General features: G+C 63.5%; 24 protein-coding genes. All 24 read right to left on the minus strand.

Going from position 1 to position 18,466, the window contains the following annotated elements; all coding sequences use genetic code 11:
- Window positions 1–483 precede the first annotated feature (483 nt).
- Window positions 484–2,097, minus strand: coding sequence for a hypothetical protein (locus tag ACPW74_RS22850; protein WP_425858485.1), 1,614 nt, complete (start codon window positions 2,095–2,097; stop codon window positions 484–486).
- Entirely contained in the window at window positions 2,094–2,642 is a 549-nt protein-coding gene (locus ACPW74_RS22855; protein WP_425858486.1) for a hypothetical protein, read from the minus strand. The genes ACPW74_RS22850 and ACPW74_RS22855 overlap by 4 nt, the downstream gene beginning before the upstream one ends.
- Window positions 2,639–3,520 (minus strand): hypothetical protein, encoded by an 882-nt coding sequence (locus ACPW74_RS22860; protein WP_425858487.1) that lies wholly within the window; start codon window positions 3,518–3,520, stop codon window positions 2,639–2,641. Before ACPW74_RS22860 ends, ACPW74_RS22855 begins: the two co-directional genes overlap by 4 nt.
- Complete coding sequence (locus tag ACPW74_RS22865) at window positions 3,517–3,942, minus strand: tail fiber assembly protein (RefSeq protein ID WP_168967726.1); 426 nt, start codon at window positions 3,940–3,942, stop codon at window positions 3,517–3,519. Before ACPW74_RS22865 ends, ACPW74_RS22860 begins: the two co-directional genes overlap by 4 nt.
- A 15-nt stretch (window positions 3,943–3,957) precedes the next feature.
- On the minus strand, window positions 3,958–6,048 hold the full coding sequence (locus ACPW74_RS22870; RefSeq protein WP_425858488.1) for a phage tail protein: 2,091 nt from the start codon (window positions 6,046–6,048) through the stop codon (window positions 3,958–3,960).
- On the minus strand, window positions 6,045–6,647 hold the full coding sequence (locus ACPW74_RS22875; RefSeq protein ID WP_425858489.1) for a phage tail protein: 603 nt from the start codon (window positions 6,645–6,647) through the stop codon (window positions 6,045–6,047). Before ACPW74_RS22875 ends, ACPW74_RS22870 begins: the two co-directional genes overlap by 4 nt.
- Window positions 6,640–7,827, minus strand: a complete 1,188-nt coding sequence (locus tag ACPW74_RS22880) for a baseplate J/gp47 family protein (protein WP_425858490.1) — start codon at window positions 7,825–7,827, stop codon at window positions 6,640–6,642. The genes ACPW74_RS22875 and ACPW74_RS22880 overlap by 8 nt, the downstream gene beginning before the upstream one ends.
- Window positions 7,824–8,162, minus strand: a complete 339-nt coding sequence (locus ACPW74_RS22885) for a DUF2590 family protein (protein ID WP_425858491.1) — start codon at window positions 8,160–8,162, stop codon at window positions 7,824–7,826. Before ACPW74_RS22885 ends, ACPW74_RS22880 begins: the two co-directional genes overlap by 4 nt.
- Window positions 8,162–10,192, minus strand: a complete 2,031-nt coding sequence (locus ACPW74_RS22890) for a phage tail tape measure protein (RefSeq protein ID WP_425858492.1) — start codon at window positions 10,190–10,192, stop codon at window positions 8,162–8,164. The genes ACPW74_RS22885 and ACPW74_RS22890 overlap by 1 nt, the downstream gene beginning before the upstream one ends.
- 9 nt (window positions 10,193–10,201) lie before the next feature.
- Window positions 10,202–10,345, minus strand: a complete 144-nt coding sequence (locus tag ACPW74_RS22895; RefSeq protein ID WP_015985417.1) for a DUF6890 family protein — start codon at window positions 10,343–10,345, stop codon at window positions 10,202–10,204.
- Between the two features lie 41 nt (window positions 10,346–10,386).
- Complete coding sequence (locus tag ACPW74_RS22900) at window positions 10,387–10,653, minus strand: putative phage tail assembly chaperone (RefSeq protein ID WP_411646741.1); 267 nt, start codon at window positions 10,651–10,653, stop codon at window positions 10,387–10,389.
- A complete protein-coding gene (gene lysC / locus ACPW74_RS22905; RefSeq protein WP_425858493.1) occupies window positions 10,650–10,844 on the minus strand; it encodes an Rz1-like lysis system protein LysC in 195 nt (64 codons plus the stop codon). Before lysC ends, ACPW74_RS22900 begins: the two co-directional genes overlap by 4 nt.
- Window positions 10,777–11,211, minus strand: a complete 435-nt coding sequence (locus ACPW74_RS22910) for a hypothetical protein (RefSeq protein WP_425858494.1) — start codon at window positions 11,209–11,211, stop codon at window positions 10,777–10,779. The genes lysC and ACPW74_RS22910 overlap by 68 nt, the downstream gene beginning before the upstream one ends.
- Window positions 11,208–11,687, minus strand: a complete 480-nt coding sequence (locus ACPW74_RS22915) for a TIGR02594 family protein (protein WP_425858495.1) — start codon at window positions 11,685–11,687, stop codon at window positions 11,208–11,210. Before ACPW74_RS22915 ends, ACPW74_RS22910 begins: the two co-directional genes overlap by 4 nt.
- Before the next feature lies 1 nt (window position 11,688).
- Window positions 11,689–12,000, minus strand: coding sequence for a phage holin, lambda family (locus ACPW74_RS22920; protein ID WP_095593433.1), 312 nt, complete (start codon window positions 11,998–12,000; stop codon window positions 11,689–11,691).
- Window positions 12,001–12,023: 23 nt separating this feature from the next.
- Window positions 12,024–12,233: a TraR/DksA family transcriptional regulator gene (locus ACPW74_RS22925; protein WP_425858496.1), complete on the minus strand. Its 210-nt coding sequence runs from the start codon at window positions 12,231–12,233 to the stop codon at window positions 12,024–12,026.
- Window positions 12,234–12,242: 9 nt separating this feature from the next.
- Window positions 12,243–12,698 carry a phage protein gene (locus tag ACPW74_RS22930; protein WP_425858497.1) on the minus strand — a complete coding sequence of 152 codons (456 nt, stop codon included), beginning with the start codon at window positions 12,696–12,698 and terminating at the stop codon, window positions 12,243–12,245.
- Between the two features lie 3 nt (window positions 12,699–12,701).
- A complete protein-coding gene (locus tag ACPW74_RS22935) occupies window positions 12,702–13,826 on the minus strand; it encodes a DUF2586 domain-containing protein (RefSeq protein WP_425858498.1) in 1,125 nt (374 codons plus the stop codon).
- 4 nt (window positions 13,827–13,830) lie between these two features.
- Window positions 13,831–14,517 carry a phage virion morphogenesis protein gene (locus ACPW74_RS22940; RefSeq protein WP_425858499.1) on the minus strand — a complete coding sequence of 229 codons (687 nt, stop codon included), beginning with the start codon at window positions 14,515–14,517 and terminating at the stop codon, window positions 13,831–13,833.
- Entirely contained in the window at window positions 14,514–15,026 is a 513-nt protein-coding gene (locus tag ACPW74_RS22945) for a phage tail protein (RefSeq protein ID WP_425858500.1), read from the minus strand. The genes ACPW74_RS22940 and ACPW74_RS22945 overlap by 4 nt, the downstream gene beginning before the upstream one ends.
- Window positions 15,027–15,034: 8 nt before the next feature.
- Window positions 15,035–15,496, minus strand: a complete 462-nt coding sequence (locus ACPW74_RS22950; protein WP_425858501.1) for a head completion/stabilization protein — start codon at window positions 15,494–15,496, stop codon at window positions 15,035–15,037.
- 115 nt (window positions 15,497–15,611) lie between these two features.
- On the minus strand, window positions 15,612–16,337 hold the full coding sequence (locus ACPW74_RS22955) for a terminase endonuclease subunit (RefSeq protein WP_425858502.1): 726 nt from the start codon (window positions 16,335–16,337) through the stop codon (window positions 15,612–15,614).
- Window positions 16,338–16,340: 3 nt separating this feature from the next.
- On the minus strand, window positions 16,341–17,417 hold the full coding sequence (locus tag ACPW74_RS22960) for a phage major capsid protein, P2 family (RefSeq protein ID WP_425858503.1): 1,077 nt from the start codon (window positions 17,415–17,417) through the stop codon (window positions 16,341–16,343).
- A 10-nt stretch (window positions 17,418–17,427) separates the two neighbouring features.
- On the minus strand, window positions 17,428–18,291 hold the full coding sequence (locus ACPW74_RS22965) for a GPO family capsid scaffolding protein (protein ID WP_411646734.1): 864 nt from the start codon (window positions 18,289–18,291) through the stop codon (window positions 17,428–17,430).
- Window positions 18,292–18,466: the final 175 nt, after the last annotated feature.

Below are 18,466 nucleotides of genomic sequence, written 5' to 3' on the forward strand. Positions count from 1 at the left end.
AACAAAACGCCTTCTAGCTGTTCTCTCGCGGCAAACCGGATCCTTCCTGATTATTAAAATCCCCACGGAAAGCACAACCATCCCAATATATTCAACGACTTACGTTTTCGACGCCGCTAGTCAGACCCCTTTAAAACTGTAAAGCCCTGCAATTTCTTTCGATCCTTTCAGATCCTCACCTCGCCCGGGATCCTTTATCTGGTGCGGTCTGGGCATATGGTTTTGCGGTAATCCACTTTTGCAAAAAATTTTATTGGTGCGGCGCGCAGGCGGGAGCGGATGAGCGCGGATTCCGTGACGCAGACGCGGCGGTGGGCGTTGCCGCCATGCGCTGGGAGGCTGTGAGCGTGCGTAGGCTTCACGTATGATGCAGCGCTGCCCGATGGCTGCCTCTTCATGCGGCGCCATTCCCTGGCCATGCTCAGGCGCTGTCAGGCAGATAGAAGAAGGCCCCACACTGTGGGGCCTTCTTCGCTTGGTGGTTTACTCGATGATGGGGGATAGCTGGCCGGCCAACTGCTTGGCCTGTTGGCCATGTCCTGTCATGGCTGCGCTGTTACCTGGCACTGGCCCACTGTCGTGGGTGTGGCTGGCAGTGGCAGCGGCCAGCTGCTCCACCACGTTCATCAACTGCAGCAGCAGCCGGAAGATGTTCACATCCTCTGTCCCCATCCACGAACGCGGCGCCTCCAGGTGTTGCAGCTCGCCGGCAACTGCCCGGCGCAGTTGCCCCACCACCTCGATCAGATCTCCCGCCGTGGTCTGACTCATGTTGCCCAGACTTGCTAGGGTGAGATCATCCCCGGCCAGCAGCTCGACGGCGCCCAGCGCCTCGATGAGCTTGAGCCCGCCGACCTCCTCGATGCTGTGCTGGGCCACCTGCAGCCGATGCTGGCCATGTTCTCCCTGGTAGTCGTCACTTTGGTGGTGCATCTGCAAGGCACGGTCGTGCTGGCGCCGGTCGGTGTGGCGGGAGAGGTTGCCCACGGTGTCGGTGCGGCTAAACACTTCGGCCCGTTGCTGCTGCAGCTGCTCGCCCGGGGCGATGTCCGGCAGGGGCCAGCCACTGCCGAGCACGGTGCGGATAAAGGGCCGGTCAGCCCGCCCGAAAGCGAACCCCAGTTCAACCAGCGTTCCCTCGATAGGGAACTGCAGCAGGCCCTGTTCAGGCCCGCCGAACTGCACCGGCAACGGCACGGCCCGATAGAGCGGGGCCGCCTTGTCCGGTTGGCCATCCTCGCCGAGCAGCTGCACGTCCACCGCATAGCGTGGGCGAAAAGGATCATTGAGCTGGCCAGCGGTCGCGCTGTCGCTGATGGCCTCGACCCGTCCGAACTTGGGCAGGTGCATGTTGTCGGCGAGCTCCGGGAACTCCCCCTCTATCTTGCGCCGTTCTGGCGACTTGGTGACCTTGCCAGGGGTGGCCGTGGTCAGGGTCATCTCGTCCCCCTTGAGGCGGACCCGCATCACCCGCTTACCGTTGATGATGGCGCCGGGCCGGATGGACGGCACCGGCGACAGGGTCAGGGTGTCGCCTGCCTGGCGACCTGACCAGGCGGGATCAAGTGTCACCTCCTTGTCATGCCAGCGGCTGTCGGCATGGCTGCCCACGAAGATGGCGCCATTGGGTTGCTGGTACCAGACAAAGTCGGGCACCTGAAAGGCACGGCCGGCGTTATCGAGCAACTGGTACCCGGTACCGGCGCTGGTGAAGTTGGGGATCGGCCGGTCGGTATAGTCTGCCCCCTTGGGTAGCAGAAAGGTCAGCCCGGTCTGGTCTGTCAGCCAGGCCAGCAGACCGCGCAAGGTTGCGTGTTGTTGGCTGACCGGTAGGCGAGTACCCAAGGCGCCGGCCAGTTCCCGGCACAATAGCTTACTGGCGCCATTGGCGGCGGGCTGTACGTCGTACACGTAGCCGGTGAACCAGCGGCGCAGATTGCCGCTGTAGCCAGTGTCCAGGGTAAAGGTCTGCCCCTTGTTGGCGCTTCCCTCGATGGTGAGCGCGGCGCGCCCGCCAGCATTGAGATCCAGCACCAGGTCGTGATCGATGAGGTGCACCGGCTGGCCGGCGATGGTCAGTGAGGTGGAGAGTTTCATGCCAGCATGTCATTCATCGGTTTGAGCACGTAACGCTCGAAGCTGCTCAGGTCCTGTTCTTCTTCACCGCTCCCCTTGTTGCCTGGCTTGGCGGCGCTGGTGTTGGCGGTACTCTGGCCCACGGTGGGGGCGTTCTTTGGCAAGCGTTGTTCGCGCTTCTCCGGTACCGAGTTGAATTCCTTCAAGGTGAACTGCACCTGCCAGGCCAGCAGCCCCTCCTGTTCGCTGGCGGTGATGCGGCCGGCAAACTTGGCCTGGCGCACCTTTACCGACTTAGCGAGCAGCGACCCGACCCGGTAGACGTGGCGCTTGCCGCCGTTGCCCTTGGCATCGGCCAGCTCAAACAGCCGACTCAGCATCTGCTCATCCTTGAATGGGATAAGGCCGGAGACATCGAGCTCCTTGGCCTTGGCGCCCTGTTCGGCGCTGCTGGTCGAGCTGGTCTGGCCGCTCTGGTCCTTGTCCTGAAACTGCATCGATGCGGACACCCGCATCGACTTCATGATGATGGGCTCGCCATCAAGGGTCAGCATGGCTTGGCTCATGGGGTTAACTCCTGCCAGAAGGTGAGCGGGGACGGGGAGAGCAGCAGGGCGCCGACCGTCATGCTCTGGCTGTGGTCGGGTGGCGCGCTCTGTCCGAGCTGGGTGGCGAGGCTGGCCACATCCCCCTGGCCTTGCCAGTGCCAGAGGGTGCCGGAGAGGGTACCCAGCGCGGCCAAGGCCTCGGCTAGGGTGGTCAGACGATCGGCACGACGTGTCGCCAGCCCCTGCAGCTTGGCGATCGGGGTCTGGCTGTCCCGGGCCAGGCTCTCCAACTGGGCCAGCTCTGCCCCCAGCGCCTGGCGGGCAGGGCGTAGCGGTGCCCAGCTCAGCGGCTCATCGGCGCGCCAGCGCGGCACCTTGGCCGCGGTGGGTTGGTTCATGGGGTCGTTGCTGGCAGTGAGCCGGCGCAGGGTGGCGCACCACTCCGGCAACGGCAGCAGGGCGCAGAGGATAGCCAGCTGGCGGGCCAGTGCGTCGCCGCTGTTGCCGGTGACCAGCCAGGCGAGGGCATGCAGTTGCCCGGTGGGCAGCAGGGGATCGGCCCCGTCCTGCAGCTTGGCGGCCAGGGTGGCCACCGCATTGGGGGCGGCCAGGCTGAACTGCTGGCCCTGCTGTTGGCCGACTCCGTGCTGGTAGGGGGTGACCGTCAGGCCGCGGCCGGTGACCAGCAGGCGGTCGAGCTCGCTGCGCAGACCTGCCAGCGCGGCGGCGGCCTCGCTGAGCGGATGGGGCCGGTACTGGGCCCGCTCTGCCAGGCCCTGCAGGCACGCCATGGCGCTGTCCTGGGTGGCCGGGAGCTGACCCAGTACGCCCTGGGCGCGGGTGTGCAGGCTGCCGGCACTGGCGGGCCAGCGCAGTGGTCCCTGTGTCCAGCTCATCGCGGCGCCTCCGGCCAGCTGACCTCGGTCGGCCAGCCATCGTCTTGCGGGAGACGGTAGAGGGCAACCCGGTAGCGCTGCCAGGCGGTGAGCTGTTCGCGCTCGGCCTCGCTGATGATGCCAAGCGCCTCGGCGTCGAGCAGCGGGGCCATGGCGTTGGCGGCCTGCTTGAGCAGCGCATCGAGGCGGGCCTGCTGCTCGGCCTCGGTCGGTGGTGGCAACGGGATCACCTCGATATCGCCAAACTCACCGAACACCGCCCGGCTGTAGAGCTCGCGGCCGTGTGCTTCCAGGTCATCTTTGCGGGCTGCAAACTGCACTGAGTCGGGCAGATGGGCAAAGCGCACATCCAGGGTGATGCTGTCGGGGTCGCCAGCATAATGGCGCGGGCGGGCCGCGCTGAGTACTTCAATTCGTTCCATCCGATTCTCCTGTGCTTATGCGATGCGCAGCCACAAGGTGGTGCGGTCTTCCCAACGGTCATCGCTGTTATCCGTGACGAATCCCAGGCATTTCCAAGTCCCCGGCAGTGCCCAGTCGCGGTTCTGGCCCCACTCCGAGCAGTTGGCGGGGCGCAGGGATGAACCGGCGATGGTGGCGGTGGGGTTCATGGCGCCAGAGTGGCCCGGGATCACGGCGGCCATCATGTAGGTGCCGATCTGCCCCCAGCCGCTGGCGACGATGTCCTGGTTGCCCTGGGCGGCAGTGTGGTTGTGGGTGTAGTGGGGTTGGTTGCCCGGGCTGTAGCAGCGGCCAGAGCCATCATTCACCGTGCCTGCAAAGGTGACATTGGCCCCGGTGTCGATGGTCATGCGGGTGAAGGTCGCGCCTCCGACACCGTTCGAGGAAGCAATTCGAAACGCGCCATCGCTAGCAAGGTAGGTCATCACTGCCCACTTGCCCGGGATGTTGTATTCGGTCATTGCGTAGTTATGATCATAGATCCCTAAACGCCAGCCCACCTCCCAGCCAGTGGCTGCCTGGTTGAGCCACTGACGAAACGCTGCTTGGCTACTGCAGTAGCGCAGATAGCTGTCGTTGCCGTAGTCGACCCGAAAGGCCACGGCGCCGACCATGCGCTGTTCATCGACCAGGTTGCTGCGCAAGGTGCGAGCATAAAGGTCACCGGATTGGTCTCGCACAGCGTAAGTATCTGCTACCGCCTGAGTGTTCCAGCCTTTGTTGACAACTAATCCCAGACCGACGTCATCTGCGCTTGGCTTGTTTTGGGTGTTGTAATCCCGGGCCCAAGGAGTAAAGGCCCCGGTGTTGTACTGGGCGCGGGTGTAAATCCGGCTGGTGTTGTAGACGTGGTAACGCTGCTGCACCCCGGCGCCGCCGGTCACAATGAGGGAACCTGATTTCGCTTCTGGGTAGTTGAGCACCAAGGCCGCATTGGCGTCGGAGTCCTGGCGATACACGCCGGGGCTGATAATTGTGTTCAGGTCTTCCTTGGATAGCGGGATCGCGTTGGTCATGGTGCCCTGGTGGCTGTGGTTGGCCGGCGCCAGATCCGGTTTGTTGGTCACCTCGGCGTAGCTGGGCCAGCGGCTGGCGGTGGCCGGCACCTGGTCAAGCTCCCCCCACTGGTGGCGGTGGCTGCCATCTTTGATCTCCACTGCGATGGTGACGCCCTGGGCGTCTTCCAGGATGCCCTTGCCGGCCACGTCCCCGGTCAGCTCGATGGTGCGCTTGCGGCGCACGTCGGTGACGCTGCCGTCCGCATTGACGATGGCCACCTTGGCCACATGGTGCTGATGGCCGTTGCTGTCCAGGTAGTCGGTGAGCTCCGGCACGCTTAAGGTCAGGGTGAAGTGATTCACCCAGGCATCAAGCAGGGAGCCCGCCCGGTAGATATCGAGCCAGAGCCCCACTGGCTTGGCGCTCGGGGTTACCTTCTTGACCTCGTTCAGTTCCGCCCGCAGGCCGCCCACGTAGGCCACCCCGGGCTGCACCTTGTAGACCCCGGACTCGTTGACCAGCTTGAAGCCGTCGCCGTAGAAGGTGGCCGGCCCGAAGAACTGCAGCGCCTGCAGGCGCAGGTCGTCGTCCATCCCGCGCAGGCGGGCGGCATAGTCAATCTGCCAGGTGCTGGCGTCCACGTGGGTGGCAGTGGCCTCTGCCGCCCGGTCGTACTCCATCAGCATGGATTTGACCAAGCTGTTACCGGTCTGGCCGGTGGCCTCATTGGTCTTGAGTTTGGTTTCCAGCCCCTTGTGCACAATCATCCCCACCACGCCGGTGGCCTTGTTGATGAGGTACATGGCGTTGAAGCTGAAATCGCCGACCGTGGTGTCCATCACGATGGTGTAAGCCACCGCATCGTTGTTGATGCGCCCACGCTGGTCGACCGCGTGGCGGTGCACAATCTGGCCCGCCGGCGGCAGCCCGCTGTCCGGGTTGATGGCCGCATCGGGATCGAGCCCCGGCACGTTGGCCAGCACGAACTCATCGAGCACCACCGGCGTCTGGTTGGTCAGGCACTCCTGCCAGTAGCGGGAGAAAGCGTTGGTAATGATCTGGCTCATGCGTTCCTCTTAAGTGATGCGCCAAACACCTGCTGGCTCATGTCGATGCGGCCGAACTGCAGGATGCCGGTGACCGGATAAACCACCTGAAAGCGATAGCGGCGGCAGGTGCGGCCATAGTGTTGAATCAAGGTTTCCATCAGTTTCTGGTTGGCCGCGATGGCGCCATCGGTCACCTCGATGGTGATGACGTCCCAGGGGGCGCCGGCCTGGCGTTCGTGGATGTCACACCAGCCGATGCCCAGGCGCTCAAAGATGCGCTTAAAGCCGGCCACCTCGCCGGCGTCCCGGGCGTTCACAAAGGCGAACTTGACCCGTTTGCGAAAGAGCGGCAGCGGCTCGCCGTTGAAACGGCTGATTTCCCGTTCCCAAGCCAGCAGCGCCAGCAGGGACTCCGAGCAGGTCAGCGGGTCTTGCTGGGCCAGCGGCAGCAACAGCCAACCTTTGACCCGTTGCCAGAAGGCATTGATCCCCTTGGCCAGAAACCCGGGCTCGGCGTGGGCCGAGCTGATGGTGTAACCGTCTTCCCACCAGGGGGCGCTGGCATCGGGTAGCACCGGCGCCTGCAGGTCGTGTTCAAGCGGGGTCGGGTCAGTCATGCAGGGTCACCTCCAGCGTGCTCAGGCGCGGGATGGCGAGCCCCGACACGATGTCATCTTGCGCAAACTTGAGGCTCTGCAGCTGTGGGAACTGGCTGTGCAGCTCGCGGGCCAGCTGGGAGAGCGAGAAGCGCGAGCGCGGCCAGGTGCGGGTGACGTTTGGGAAATCCGCCGACTGGCGAAACGCCGCCTTGACCAGACTTTCGGCGCCCGCCTTGAGCGCGGTTTTCTGCTCGTCGGTGAGGTTGGGTTGAGGCCAGATCGTCAGCGTCAGGCTGTGCTGGGTCTCGGGGATGCTCATCACGAACAGGTCATCGCCGTGGCCATGGTTGCCCTGGCGGCCCACGTAGTCATTAAGCTGGTTGATGAGGCTGGCCGGGGTGGCGCCCACTTCCAGCAGTATGTAAGCGTTGGCGGTCCCCGGGCCGCGGGGCCCCTCATGCTCAAAGAAGATGTGATCGGCCCGGATCCCCGCCACGCTCGCCAGCATGGAGCGGTAAATCGCGTCGATATGGTAGCGCCCCACCGCCGAGAACTGGTTCTGGATGCGCAGGCCGAGCGCGTCGTTGCCCTCGGCATCGGCGCCCTGGGTGGTGATCCACTCCTTGTCATCGTTGCGGGCCGAGAGAATACCGGTCACCGGTTCACTCAGCAGGTTGTAATAACCCGGGGCCAGATTCCAGGCGCTGCCGGCGAACTCGGCCTCGCAGACCACCTTGGCCACCGCCTCGCCGGCGGGACTGACCACCGCCAGCAGCGGCCTCACCCGGTAGATGGTGCCGTTGATGCGCTCGGTGGTGACCCAGATATCGGCCGGGATGGTGACCGCCTCGCCAGGGTTCACCTTGACGAAGTGGATCACCCCTCGGGTCTTCTGGGCGGCCTTGCGGGTCAGGTCCACATCCCAGGCCTTGAGATCGAGATAGGCATCGGTGGCGGTGGCCGCAAAGGTGTTGGGCAGCACATGGCCCGCCAGCAGGGTGCGGATAAGCCAGAGCGCCGGGGTAATGACCACCCCGCGCACCAGCCGCCAGAAGGGGCTCACATCGCTGTCGTTGGTGATGAGGGAGCCGGCGGCGACCACCTCCTTTTTGAGCTCAGCCTCCATGGCCTGCTCGGTGGTCGGCACACCGGCCTCGGCCAGCAGGGCCATAAAGTCTACGTTCGGGCGCAGGTTCACAGGGTTACCTCCAGATCGCCGAATTCATAGGTGCGAGCGGTGACCAGCACCCGGTCGGGGGCCTCTTCACGGATCACGATGGTGCCGGGTACCAGCCGCTCGTCGTCTTCTACCAGCAGTTCAATCTCGGTCATCACATCGGCGCGCAGGGTAGGGCTGCGCTCGCCGATGAGCTTGCGGGCCAGCCCCGACTCCATGATGCGGTGCTTGATGTCCTGACCGATGCTGTGGCGGTCCTGGGTGTAACGGGGCTGGCCGCCGGCATCGAGTTGCCAGGCGCCGTTCACCACCAGGAGATCGATGTATTTGGGGTCATGGGTAATGGGTTCGCTCATTACGGGGTCTCCAGCCAGGCGTTCTCGGCCAACTGCTCCGGGCTCATCGGGTTCTGGTTGGTGATATGTACCTCGCCGATGTGCAGGGACTTGGCGGGTTTCTGGTTGGCCGTGGTCGCCGCCGCGTTGGCCTGGATCAGCTGCTGGCCAAGGCCACCGGATGGCACCTTGCTCTGGTCCTGCTGGCGATAGCGGGCGAGGGGCGCATTGATTACCTCTTGTTGCCGCTCAGGCGCCTGAAGGTTCATTGCCCCCGGCATGGCCGGCATGGTGAGGTCCGGCATACTACCGAGCTCTATGTTGACGCCCGGGATCATATTGAGCTTATCGATCAGCCAATCCACTGCTTTGCCAAGCAGTTGAAATGGGCTGAGGTTACTCATGAATGCCATGAAGTCGGCCCACCCAGCAGAGATCATCGCGATAGCTTTATCGATGGCGTCGAATACCCCTAAGTCAGCCAGCACAGCTTTGATTTCATCCCAGTAGTAAATGACAGCGCCAACCAAGGCGATGATGCCTGCCACAATCAACACAATGGGGTTGGCAGACATCACAGCAAATAGCGTCACCATGATTGCCCTTAGCACGGTAAAGGCACCGCCCAGGATCGTAACGGCAGCCTTCACAACCCACAGAGACGCAGCGAATGCAAAGGCGACTACCTTGGCAACCATGCAAATTGCCACCCATGCAGCATTGGCAAACATGCTGAGGATGGTGCTGGTTCGTAAGGCAATAAATCCTGCTCTTAACAACTTGAGAGGAGACATGATCACCGACCAGGCAATACCCAGCCCCAGCGTGGCCAGACGGGCGATCCCGGCAACCAGCATCCATGTTCCTGTAACCATGCTCAAACCCACGATGGCCAGCGCGGCATAGCTGATCACCTTGGTCAGGTTCGGGAACAGGTGCGTCCATCGCAGCACATCGTTGGCACCATCGGCAAAGGCGCCCACCACGGCATTGATGGCGGGCAGCACTACCCCGAACGCGGCGGCGCGGATGGCAAACCAGGCTTGTTCGACCCGCTGCCACTGGTCGGTCATGGCGGCGGCCATCTGTTCGGCCTTGCCCATGCCGTGGGTGTTGGCCAGCGCGTTGATATTGGTGGCCAGTCCCTTGGTGTTGGTCATCAACAGCTTGATCATGGCCACCGCTTCGTCCGAGCCGAAGGCCTTCTTGAGCTCATCCCCCTCGGCCACGCTCATGGTCTCGCCATACTTGGCCTTGAGCTTGTCCATGATGGTGAGCACCGGCAGCATGTTGCCCGCGGCGTCGGTGAACTGGAGGCCGAGCGCCTTCTGGGCACCCCCGACTCCGGCCAGGAAGGCCTTGAACTTGGTGCCCGCCTCGCCGCCGCTCATGGTGGCCTGCAGCTGGCCGAGCACGGCGAACTGCTCATCCATCGAGATCCCGGCGGCGGTGGCGTTGGCCCCGATCGCCCCAAAGGCATCAGCCATGCCCTGACCGGTAGTTTTGAACAGCTGTACCGCCAGTGCTGTCTTGCCGGCCACATCCTCGACCCAGTTGGCCTTGCCCATCTGCTTGGCCTGCTGCTCGAAAATGCCGTACATGGTGCCCATGTAGTTGGTGATGGTGGCGGTGTCGGCCTTGGTGGCTTTGGCCAGGGTGGTGGATGCGCGGGTGAAGGCGGGCAGTTCGTTGCCCTCCAGCCCGGCGATCGCGGATTGGATATCGTAGGAGGAGCGCACGATCTCAGTGGCCGACGCACCATACTGGATGGAGAGTTTCAGGGCCTCGCGACCGAGCGCGCCGAGCACCTCCTTTTGCACATCGAGTGAGGCCACCTCGGCCAAGGCCCGGTCCATCTCGATGGCCGGGCCCAGGGCACCCTGGATCGCCATGACGCCGCCGGCCACGGTGGTGGCCCCCATCGCCATGTTGCTCCAGCCCTGGCGGCCTGACTTGGTGACCTTGTCCATCTGGGCATTGATGCCGGCAAGGGGCTTGGTGACCTGGTCAACCAATGCCACCTGCATCATCAACTTTTCCATCCAGGCCATAGGGGTCTCTTATCCGTTCAGTGCTTTGGCAATGCCCTCGGCCACGGCGGCGGCGTTGGACTCTCGGTGCTGTTTGTCTAACCAGATGGCGCGTGCCAGGCTGTCGAGGTCGTCCTCTTCGTGGGGCAGGTAGTAACGCCGCAGCGCCAGCACCTGCTCCAGTTGATTGCGCTCGATGGCCTCGGCGCGCGCCGTCAGTTTTTTACGGTGATTTCCAGGGTGGGGGCGAACTGCTCGTTGATGGCCCCCGCCAGCTGCAGGGCTGCACCCGGCTGTTTGAGCAGCTCGTCCAGTGCGGCCTTGCTGACCTCGTCCTGGCTGACGATTTTCTTCAGGTAGTTGTGGGCCGGCGCCACCTTGTCGTTCGGCATCATGTCGTTGATGAAGCCGTTGTAGGCGGTCATGGTCGGTTCGAAGCTGATGTCGGTACCGGCGATGGTCAGGATGATTTTCTTGCTCATGGGGTGGCTTCCTCTTGTTCAATCCAGTTGGTCAGGGTGGTGATCTGGGTTTGGCAGCGGCGCAACGCCGTCTGCAAGGTGGGGATAAACCGCACGGCGTCGCCGTAGGTGCTCCCCGTGAAATCAGGCGCCGGGCAGTTGGGTACCAGCCCCGGCGGTGGCAGCCGCTTCACCACGCGGGTTTGCACCACGGTCGTGGGTTGGCTGGAGCAGGCGCAGAGCGCCAGCAGGCAGAGGCTCGCGAGCGCAGTCCGGGCGGCCTGCCGGCGGCGTGGCCAGAGCTTGTTGCAGTTCATCGGCTGTTTTCCTGTTTTGGTTGTCGAGCTCGGCCAAGGCGGCGTTCTGGTTGGCGAGCAATTGGCGCATGGCAGCATCGTCTCGCCGCCGCGTCTTGAGCTCACTGTCCATCTGGTCGTTGGCCTCTCTCAGGGTTGCAATGGTCTCGTTGGCGCTGGCCAGCTCTTTGGTGCGCTGGGTGAGTCGCTCCCCCTGAGCAAACAGCAGGGTGCCGATTACCAACCCGATCAGGGTCGGCAGCAGCCGAAGGAAGACGCTCATGCTTCCCCCATCGACAGCTGGGCCGGAGTACCAACAGGCAGATCGCCCACCGGCAGCGGCTCATTGAGGGGCCAGCGGTACCCGGTGACACGGGTCAACGGGAACTCGCGGATATTCACTTCATCCCCCTGGTTGCCGCCCAGCACTAACAGGTTGCCGGAGGTGGACTTGCCCACCACGAACCCCACATGACCACCACCGTCACGGGTGAACACCACCACACAGCCCAGCACGGGGCGATCCAGCTTCTCACCCCAGCTCAGATAGCTTTTGGCACTCTCGAAGCGGGTAGACAGAATGCCGACCCGTTCCAGACAAGCGCCGACAAAGGCGGCACACCACGGGGTCTCATCATCACGGATGCCGCCCCGCTTGATCGCCTTCCACATGTCGAGAATGGCCTGGGCATGTTTGGGCCCCTTAATCTCTTTCAGGCCCAAGTGCTTTCGAGCCTCGTCAAGCCAGCGCAGAGCCATATCAGCCCTCCTTCTTGTTGAATATCAGGGCCGCTCGGTCCCGGATGATGTCGATCCCAAGCAGACCCACCACGCCGCCCAGGAACGGGGTGGCCTCCTGGGGGATCCCGAGCAGGTGGGTCCCGGTGGCGGCCGCCAGGGTGATGAGGCCGCACAGTAGGGATTCGATCAGCCGACGGCGACCCCGCCCACCGGCGTAGGTGATGCGCAGGAAAGCGATGGCAAGCGCCAGCAGGGCCCCATAGACGGCGGGCCAGTTGTCCATCAGCCAGGCCAGCAAGGCCGTGGCGAGGGTTGGGTCTTTATGAGGCATGTGGTTCATGTCCGTGGCTCTGGTTAGCGGGCCAACCGTTCAAGGCGGGTCTGACAGGGGACGCACAGGCGCACCCCCGGTACATGGCGGCGTCGCCCCTCGGGGATATCTGCATCGCACTCTTCGCACTGATGCCGGCTCTCTCCCTGGTAGTGCCCCTTGCCCACCTGATTGGCCAGTTGGGCCGCCAGCATGCTGGCGGCGTGATGGTTGGCGCGGTCGATAGCGTCCAATCGTCCCCCTTAACCCAGCAGGTGGCGGGTGTCTTCCTGGGAGAGGTAAGGCACGCCGTTGATATGGACGAAGTCGGGGGAGGTGACGAACCCCTTGACCTTGTGAACCCCCTTGCTGCCGCCCTTGGGATCGACGTCGAGCAGGTCAGAGATCTGCAGCTTCACGCCGAAGGCCTCCACCTTCATGGTTTCGTCGCCGGTGTCGGCGTAGAACAGCACGTCGTCCGGTGCCATGCCGCGCCAGCTACCAGCCCGTTTGGCTGCATCGCTCAGCAGGGTAAAGTTCTTGGCATCGAGCTCGAACTCGCACTCGGCCGCCACGTCACCATCCACATAGCCGTCAGGGATGCCGCGGGTCTGGGCCACGGCACTGTTGTCAGTGATGGAGAGGCTGGCCTTCTCGACATGGACCATGGTGCCCATCAGCGTGGTGTCAAAGCTCTGGCCTGAAATGCGTCTGGTCATGGGTTAGCCCTCCCCGTTATTGAGGCTCAAATCGAGCATGATGTTGACGGTGATCCCCTTGGGGCAGTCCACGGTGCGCACCACTACGTAGACGGAGACCAGGTTCTTGGCGATCCACTGGATCTTGATGTCGCCATCCTGAGGGGAGGCAATGTCGCCCGGGAACGGCTGGCCGTTGATGGTGGTGGCCTTGGCCATCTCGCGCAGGTCTTTACCGAAGTACGTGATGGCGGCGGCAGTGCTGCCCGGGGTGGAGTTGAACGAGCGGTCCCCGATGCGGGCGATGGCCCGCAGGCGCATCCGGCGAGCTACTTTGTAGGCCACCCGCAGGTTTTCGATCACCTGGTAGTCGCCGCCCTCGGCGTCCAGGGTACGGCCATCTGCCCAATAGGTGCCGTCATAGTCCGGGTACCACATCGGTACCGAGTAGCGGTTCTGCTCCAGGGTCTGCAGGGTGGCGAGCGGCAGCGGGATCCCGGCCTTGTCCTTCGGCTTGTTGCCAAGGCCCACCACGGCACCAGTCTTCACCCGGCAGGGGCTGTCTGCGATACTCACCGCCCGGTTGCACAGGCGACCGGCATAGACACCGGCGAGGTTGGGCCACAGTTGCGGCACCAGAGAAACCGAGCTCGCGGCGATACTGTCTTGCAGGGCAGCCAGTGTGGCTTCGTATTCGCTCCAGTCTTGGCCTCCCTCGGCAGTGGAGACGATGCCCGGTACCGCCAGCAGCATGAACTGCCAGCGCCCCAGTGTGGCGATCAGCTCCTGGTTGAGCGCATGGGCGGCGTTGATGCCTGCCTGGTCCCACTCCTGACCCAGCACCACGACCCCTTCGAACGACTGGGTTTGCTGTGCCTCGCGCACCGCCTCTTTCCAGTCCATATCGGTGGGCAGCACAAAGGCGGCTGCCGTCCAGTTCTGACCAGCGTTGACCATGGCGGCTTGCAGGTTGGCTTTCAGCTCGCTGTTGTCTTCACCCAGCAGGGTGTCGAAGTCGCTCTGGGTGTTGAGCGAAAGCAGCTTGCCGGTGTTGGTCGGCGCTGTGCCGATGAACAGCAGGTGACTCTCGACCTCGGTCACGGGCCCCTGCATCTGGTTCAAGTTGTTGATCTGTACATAAGGCCACATGGCGTTATTTCCCCTTCATCTCTTGCTTGTTGACGTCCCAGCCGTAGTTGATGCTCTGCAGGGCGCGGGCAAAGGCTTGTTCTCGTTGCTTGTTGTTGGCGCCCAGGAACGGACGGGCAGGGAGTTCGATTTCCCAGCTTTCTTTCACCGGTTCGTCCTTGAGCTTCTTGATCAGCAACCCCGCTTGCGCATAGTTGAGGTTGGCGGTGATCCAGCCCAGCGAGGCAGAGCGGTATGCCCGCTTGCGCTTGCCTGGACGCTTGAACCCGAGCTCGCGCAGCTTGCGGGCCTGTGCCTTGCTGGCCTGCTTGTTCTTGCCCCCATCGCTGGGGGCAATGCGGCGCCGACTGGCGGCCGTCATCTTGTAGGTGTGCCCCTTCTGGTGGGTGTTGGCGATCACCCCGGCGTGAACGTTCATCGCCCCCTTTTTGAACCCGAGTTCAGCCATATCCTGACTTGGCTCTCGGATCTGCAGCAGCTTGGGCAGGCCGCGCAACATCTTGCGCTTGCCCCGCTTGCGCGGTGCCCAGGCATTGCCATTGGGATCTTGCTGCTGGCGCACGTTGCGGGCCGCCAGCTTTTTCATCTCGTTGGCGGCTCGCCACACCAGCCGCTGTCGCTTCTTGGGCGGCAGGGCCAGCAGGTTGAGCTGGTCTTTGCCGCGACGGGTGTCCAGGGTGATGGTGATCATGCTGGGCCCCCGACCTGATGCTGGCCGGTATCACCCACGTTCAGGTCGATGTGCTCGGCCACCCAGATGTCATAGGGGGCCACGTTCCAGTGTTTGCCGAGCCAGTTGATGGGCCCTTGCAGGTGCTCGATAAGGCGCAGCGGTTCGGCGAAGGGGAGCTGGATCTCGAGGTCCGCGGTCTGCTCGTCGTTTGGGGTGACGGCGTACTCTGGATCGGGCAGCTCGAACTGCTCGCGAAAGGGGTCGTGTTCCTGCACCCAGGCGGCGACGGCCGCCAGCAGAATGGCCGGATCTAGCTCGCGAAATGGCAGTAGCTCGATGGTGAACACCGCCTGGTAGGTGAGCCAGGCCACATCCACCCCGGTGGGCCCCATGTTCCTGGGTTCGAGCTTGATGGTGCCGTTCTCCATCCAGCTATCCAGGCGCTTGTGGCACTTGGCCGGCAGCACCCGCAACAGCTCGGCGTGGAGCGCCTGCAGGAAGTAGCCCTGGGCCTGCTGCTCGTTCATGGCAGCGCTCATATCAGCGAGACCCCCGCTCGGTGTTTGCCCTTGATGCTGCGCACCCGTTGCTGACTCTCGGCCAGCAGTTGGGCGCGCTGGTCCGGGGATCGCTCCACCTGGTTGTTGGCGGTGGCCCGCTCGGTGACGCTGGCGAACTCCGGCAGCAAGGCGGCCTTTGCCCTGGCAAAGACGGCGGCCAGGTACTGCTCTGTCAGGGCATTGGTGCCGCCCTCAAGGCTCGGCCCCGGCACATCGGCGGCGCTGGCGTAGCCCTCGGCCATCAGCGCGGCCTGACGCATGGCCAGTTGCAGGTTGATTTCAGAGACGGCAGCCAGCAGAGCGGCGCCGGTGGTCTGTTGGTCCAGATCGGCAGGCAGGGCGCGGCGGCGCTCGAAGTCGGCGACGGCCACATCCGGCCAGAACCCGTCATTGCGGATAGTGGCGGCGCTGTAGTCGATGTCCTTGCCTGCAAACATGGCTTGCCTCGCTGGTTGAAAAGGTGCACCCCTGTAGCCACGGATCGCAGGATTCGGCGCGAGCCTTGCGGCTGGCCTATCCTCCCCGCCGGGGTGCGACGGCGCGGAGAGTCGGTTACTCCGGATTCAGCGCCCGCAGGCGCATGGCAATCTTCTGGCGCAAGGTGCCGACGCCCACCTTACCGTGCAGTTTGTCGGCCTGGGCCAGCCAGTGGTCTGCCTGCTCCAGGGTGGCGCTATCCCCCACGGCGCTGGGGCGGGGCTGGCCGTCGTGGTCGCGCAGCAGCAGGCAACCCGCAGCCTTGAACCACTTGGCGGTTAGCCGTTCGTTGAGGCGCCACTCGTTGCGCACCTTGTCGAACACCCGGGAGAACCAGGGCTCGACGGCGTGCCCCTCGGCCGCCTGCTTCTCGGCCCACTCCAACACGGTGTCGGCCACGAAGTGGGCCCAGTCCCGCTTGATGTTGGCCGGGGTGCGCTGGCCCTGGGCAATGGCGAGATCCGCCCAGGCGATGCCGGCGTCGAAGTCGCCCACATCGAAAGCCCAGATGATGAGGCGCTGAAACAGCTCGTTCTGATAGGGCTGGCCCGACTCGCTGACGGCGGCCAGATAGCGCTCCACATAGGGGCGGTACTTGGGCATCAGCTCATCGCGTTTCATGTTCACCCGATCCCCGATGCGGGCCAGCTTGCGCAAGCGGGCAATGTCCTGTTCCAGGGCAACCAGTTGCAGGTGCAGGCTGTCTGCCACTGCGCCAGTGGCCATGCCAGAGCAGGCGGTCTGTTCGGCCCCCTGCATGGCGAGTACACGCTGCTTGTGGCGTTGACCGGGTGAGCTCATGGGTTAGCCTTGGGCCGCTTGAGCGGCGGCTTCGGCAGCGACAACAGCCGGATCAGCGCCGATCTCGATGTCGGCCTCTTCAAAGCCGCCATAGGCCTTGTGCTCGCCGAGGGCATAGCCCTCCATGCGCCAGTACTGGTTGTCGAAACACTTGCCGTCCTGGTTGTCGTCCGCCTTGCGCTTGCGGGTGCCGCGCTGGGTGTAGCAGTGCAGGTTGTCCAGGGTGGTGACCACCATCCGCTTGCCCGGGAAGAAGGGCGGGATATAGGCCTTGCGACCAGCGATGGACTTGGCCAGCTGCTGGGCGGCGATCTGCTCGCTCGGCTTGGTGGCTTCGCTGTAGAGCTTGGCCTGGGCGGCGGCCACCAGATCGGTGCCTACCAGCACCACCAGACGGGGGTCTTGCTGGAACAGGGGGTCGATGGTGGTGTTGATGAGGTCGGAGGCCATCTCGTCCAGGGTCTTGTACTCGCCCTTGCCGTCCGGGTCGAAGTAGATCTTCTCGCCAGGCGCTGCCTTGATGATCTGGCTACCACCTTTCCACTCGCGGGCGATCTGGTGCCAACCCTTGTTGACGTCTTGACCCAGCGGGTTCTGCGTCGGATCGGTGTCATCGGCTGCAGACACGCCATTCCAGCCGACCCGCAGCATGTCGAGCGCAAACGCCTTGTTGACGAACTCGCCGACCAGCTTGATGAACTCGCCCTCGCTACCGGCGTTGGCCCAGGTGCAGAGGGTGGCCCAATCCAGCGAGGCGCAGGAGTCGGTCTCGGTCAGTTCGTAGGTGTTGCCATCCACACCGACTTTGCCCTTGAAGCGACCACCTTTTTTACGACCGGTGTAGAGCTGACCCACGCCAACCTGCACGACTTGGCCCTTGATCTGATCCACATCCAGGCAGGTGATGAGGCCAAGGAACTCGACGGAGGCGAGCAGGGCAGATCGCAGGGTGGTTTCCACCGGGCCTGTGACACTGAACTGCTTGTCCAGCTTGCTGATGTCGATGCCGTAGGCTTTGGCCAGGGCATCGCAGTATTTGTTCAGGCGCTGTTCGGCCTGAACGGTCAGGGTTTGGCTCACTGAATGCTCCTTAGCAAACTTGGTAGGTGGTGTCGTCACCGCCGATGGCGCCCGGGCGCTGGCCCGGCTTCTCTGCAGAGAACTGGTCGATCTGGCCTTTCAGCTCGCCGACGGTGCTGGCCAGACCGGCCAGGGTCTCTTCCAGCTTGCTGAACTGCTCGGCGCTGATGCCGGTCTTCTCTTCTTTTGCCGGGTCGGTCACCTGGGCGGTGGTTTCCGGTTTGGCTTCCAGCTTGGTGCTGAAGCCATCGATCTTGGTGCCAAGGCCATTGAGGGCCCCCAGCATCTGATCGAACTGCTCTTTGGTCATTTCCTCATCCTCGGGTTGGCTGGGGGTAGGTTGGAGGGCTGGCTCGCCGTGGCTGGCCAGGAAGCTGAAAAACTTGGATATCAGGCCGTCTGCCTTCTCGTGCTTGGGCAGTTTGAAGGTGGAGAGATCCAGCGGTTCGCTGGTACCGATCAGGCGAGACTCGCCCTTCTTCTTGAACTTGAGGTGGGTGGTGCCGGTGCTGGCTGGCTGGTCGGTGACGCCCAGGCCGCGCAGATAGGTGCGGCCCAGATCGGCAAACTGCTCTTGTGGCTCGATGGAACAGAACTGGTACTGGCCAACCTGGTTGTAATAAACCAGATCCCGGGTCGGACTCAGGATGGCGAACAGCTTGAGCTTGCCATCTACGACGTCGGTCTTGAGCTCCTGCACATAGCCGAAGTTTGCCCAGCGGTCGTGCTCGGGCCATATCAGTGCTGTGTAGTATTCCGGGTCGTAGGTCTCGGCCATATCAGTCAGCCAAGCAGCGGTGATCTCCCTGCCATCGACGGTGGTCCCTTCGGTGGCGATACAGACCCAGCCAGTTCTCAAGGTTGATGTGTTCATGCCTACTCCCAAGTGATGCGGGCTCAGGCTATCGGGTCGGCAAGGGGGTTTCACGCTATGGTGTTCTGCTGGATTCGGATCCAGCAGGAAATCCGAATTGCTCAGAACATCAGTGAGATAAGTGGGTGGAGGGGGCTGGCTATGATGGCGCCATCATTCACCGGATGGAGGCGCC

The organism is Aeromonas sp. INTO2 (assembly GCF_049860605.1).
Taxonomy (GTDB): domain Bacteria; phylum Pseudomonadota; class Gammaproteobacteria; order Enterobacterales; family Aeromonadaceae; genus Aeromonas; species Aeromonas caviae.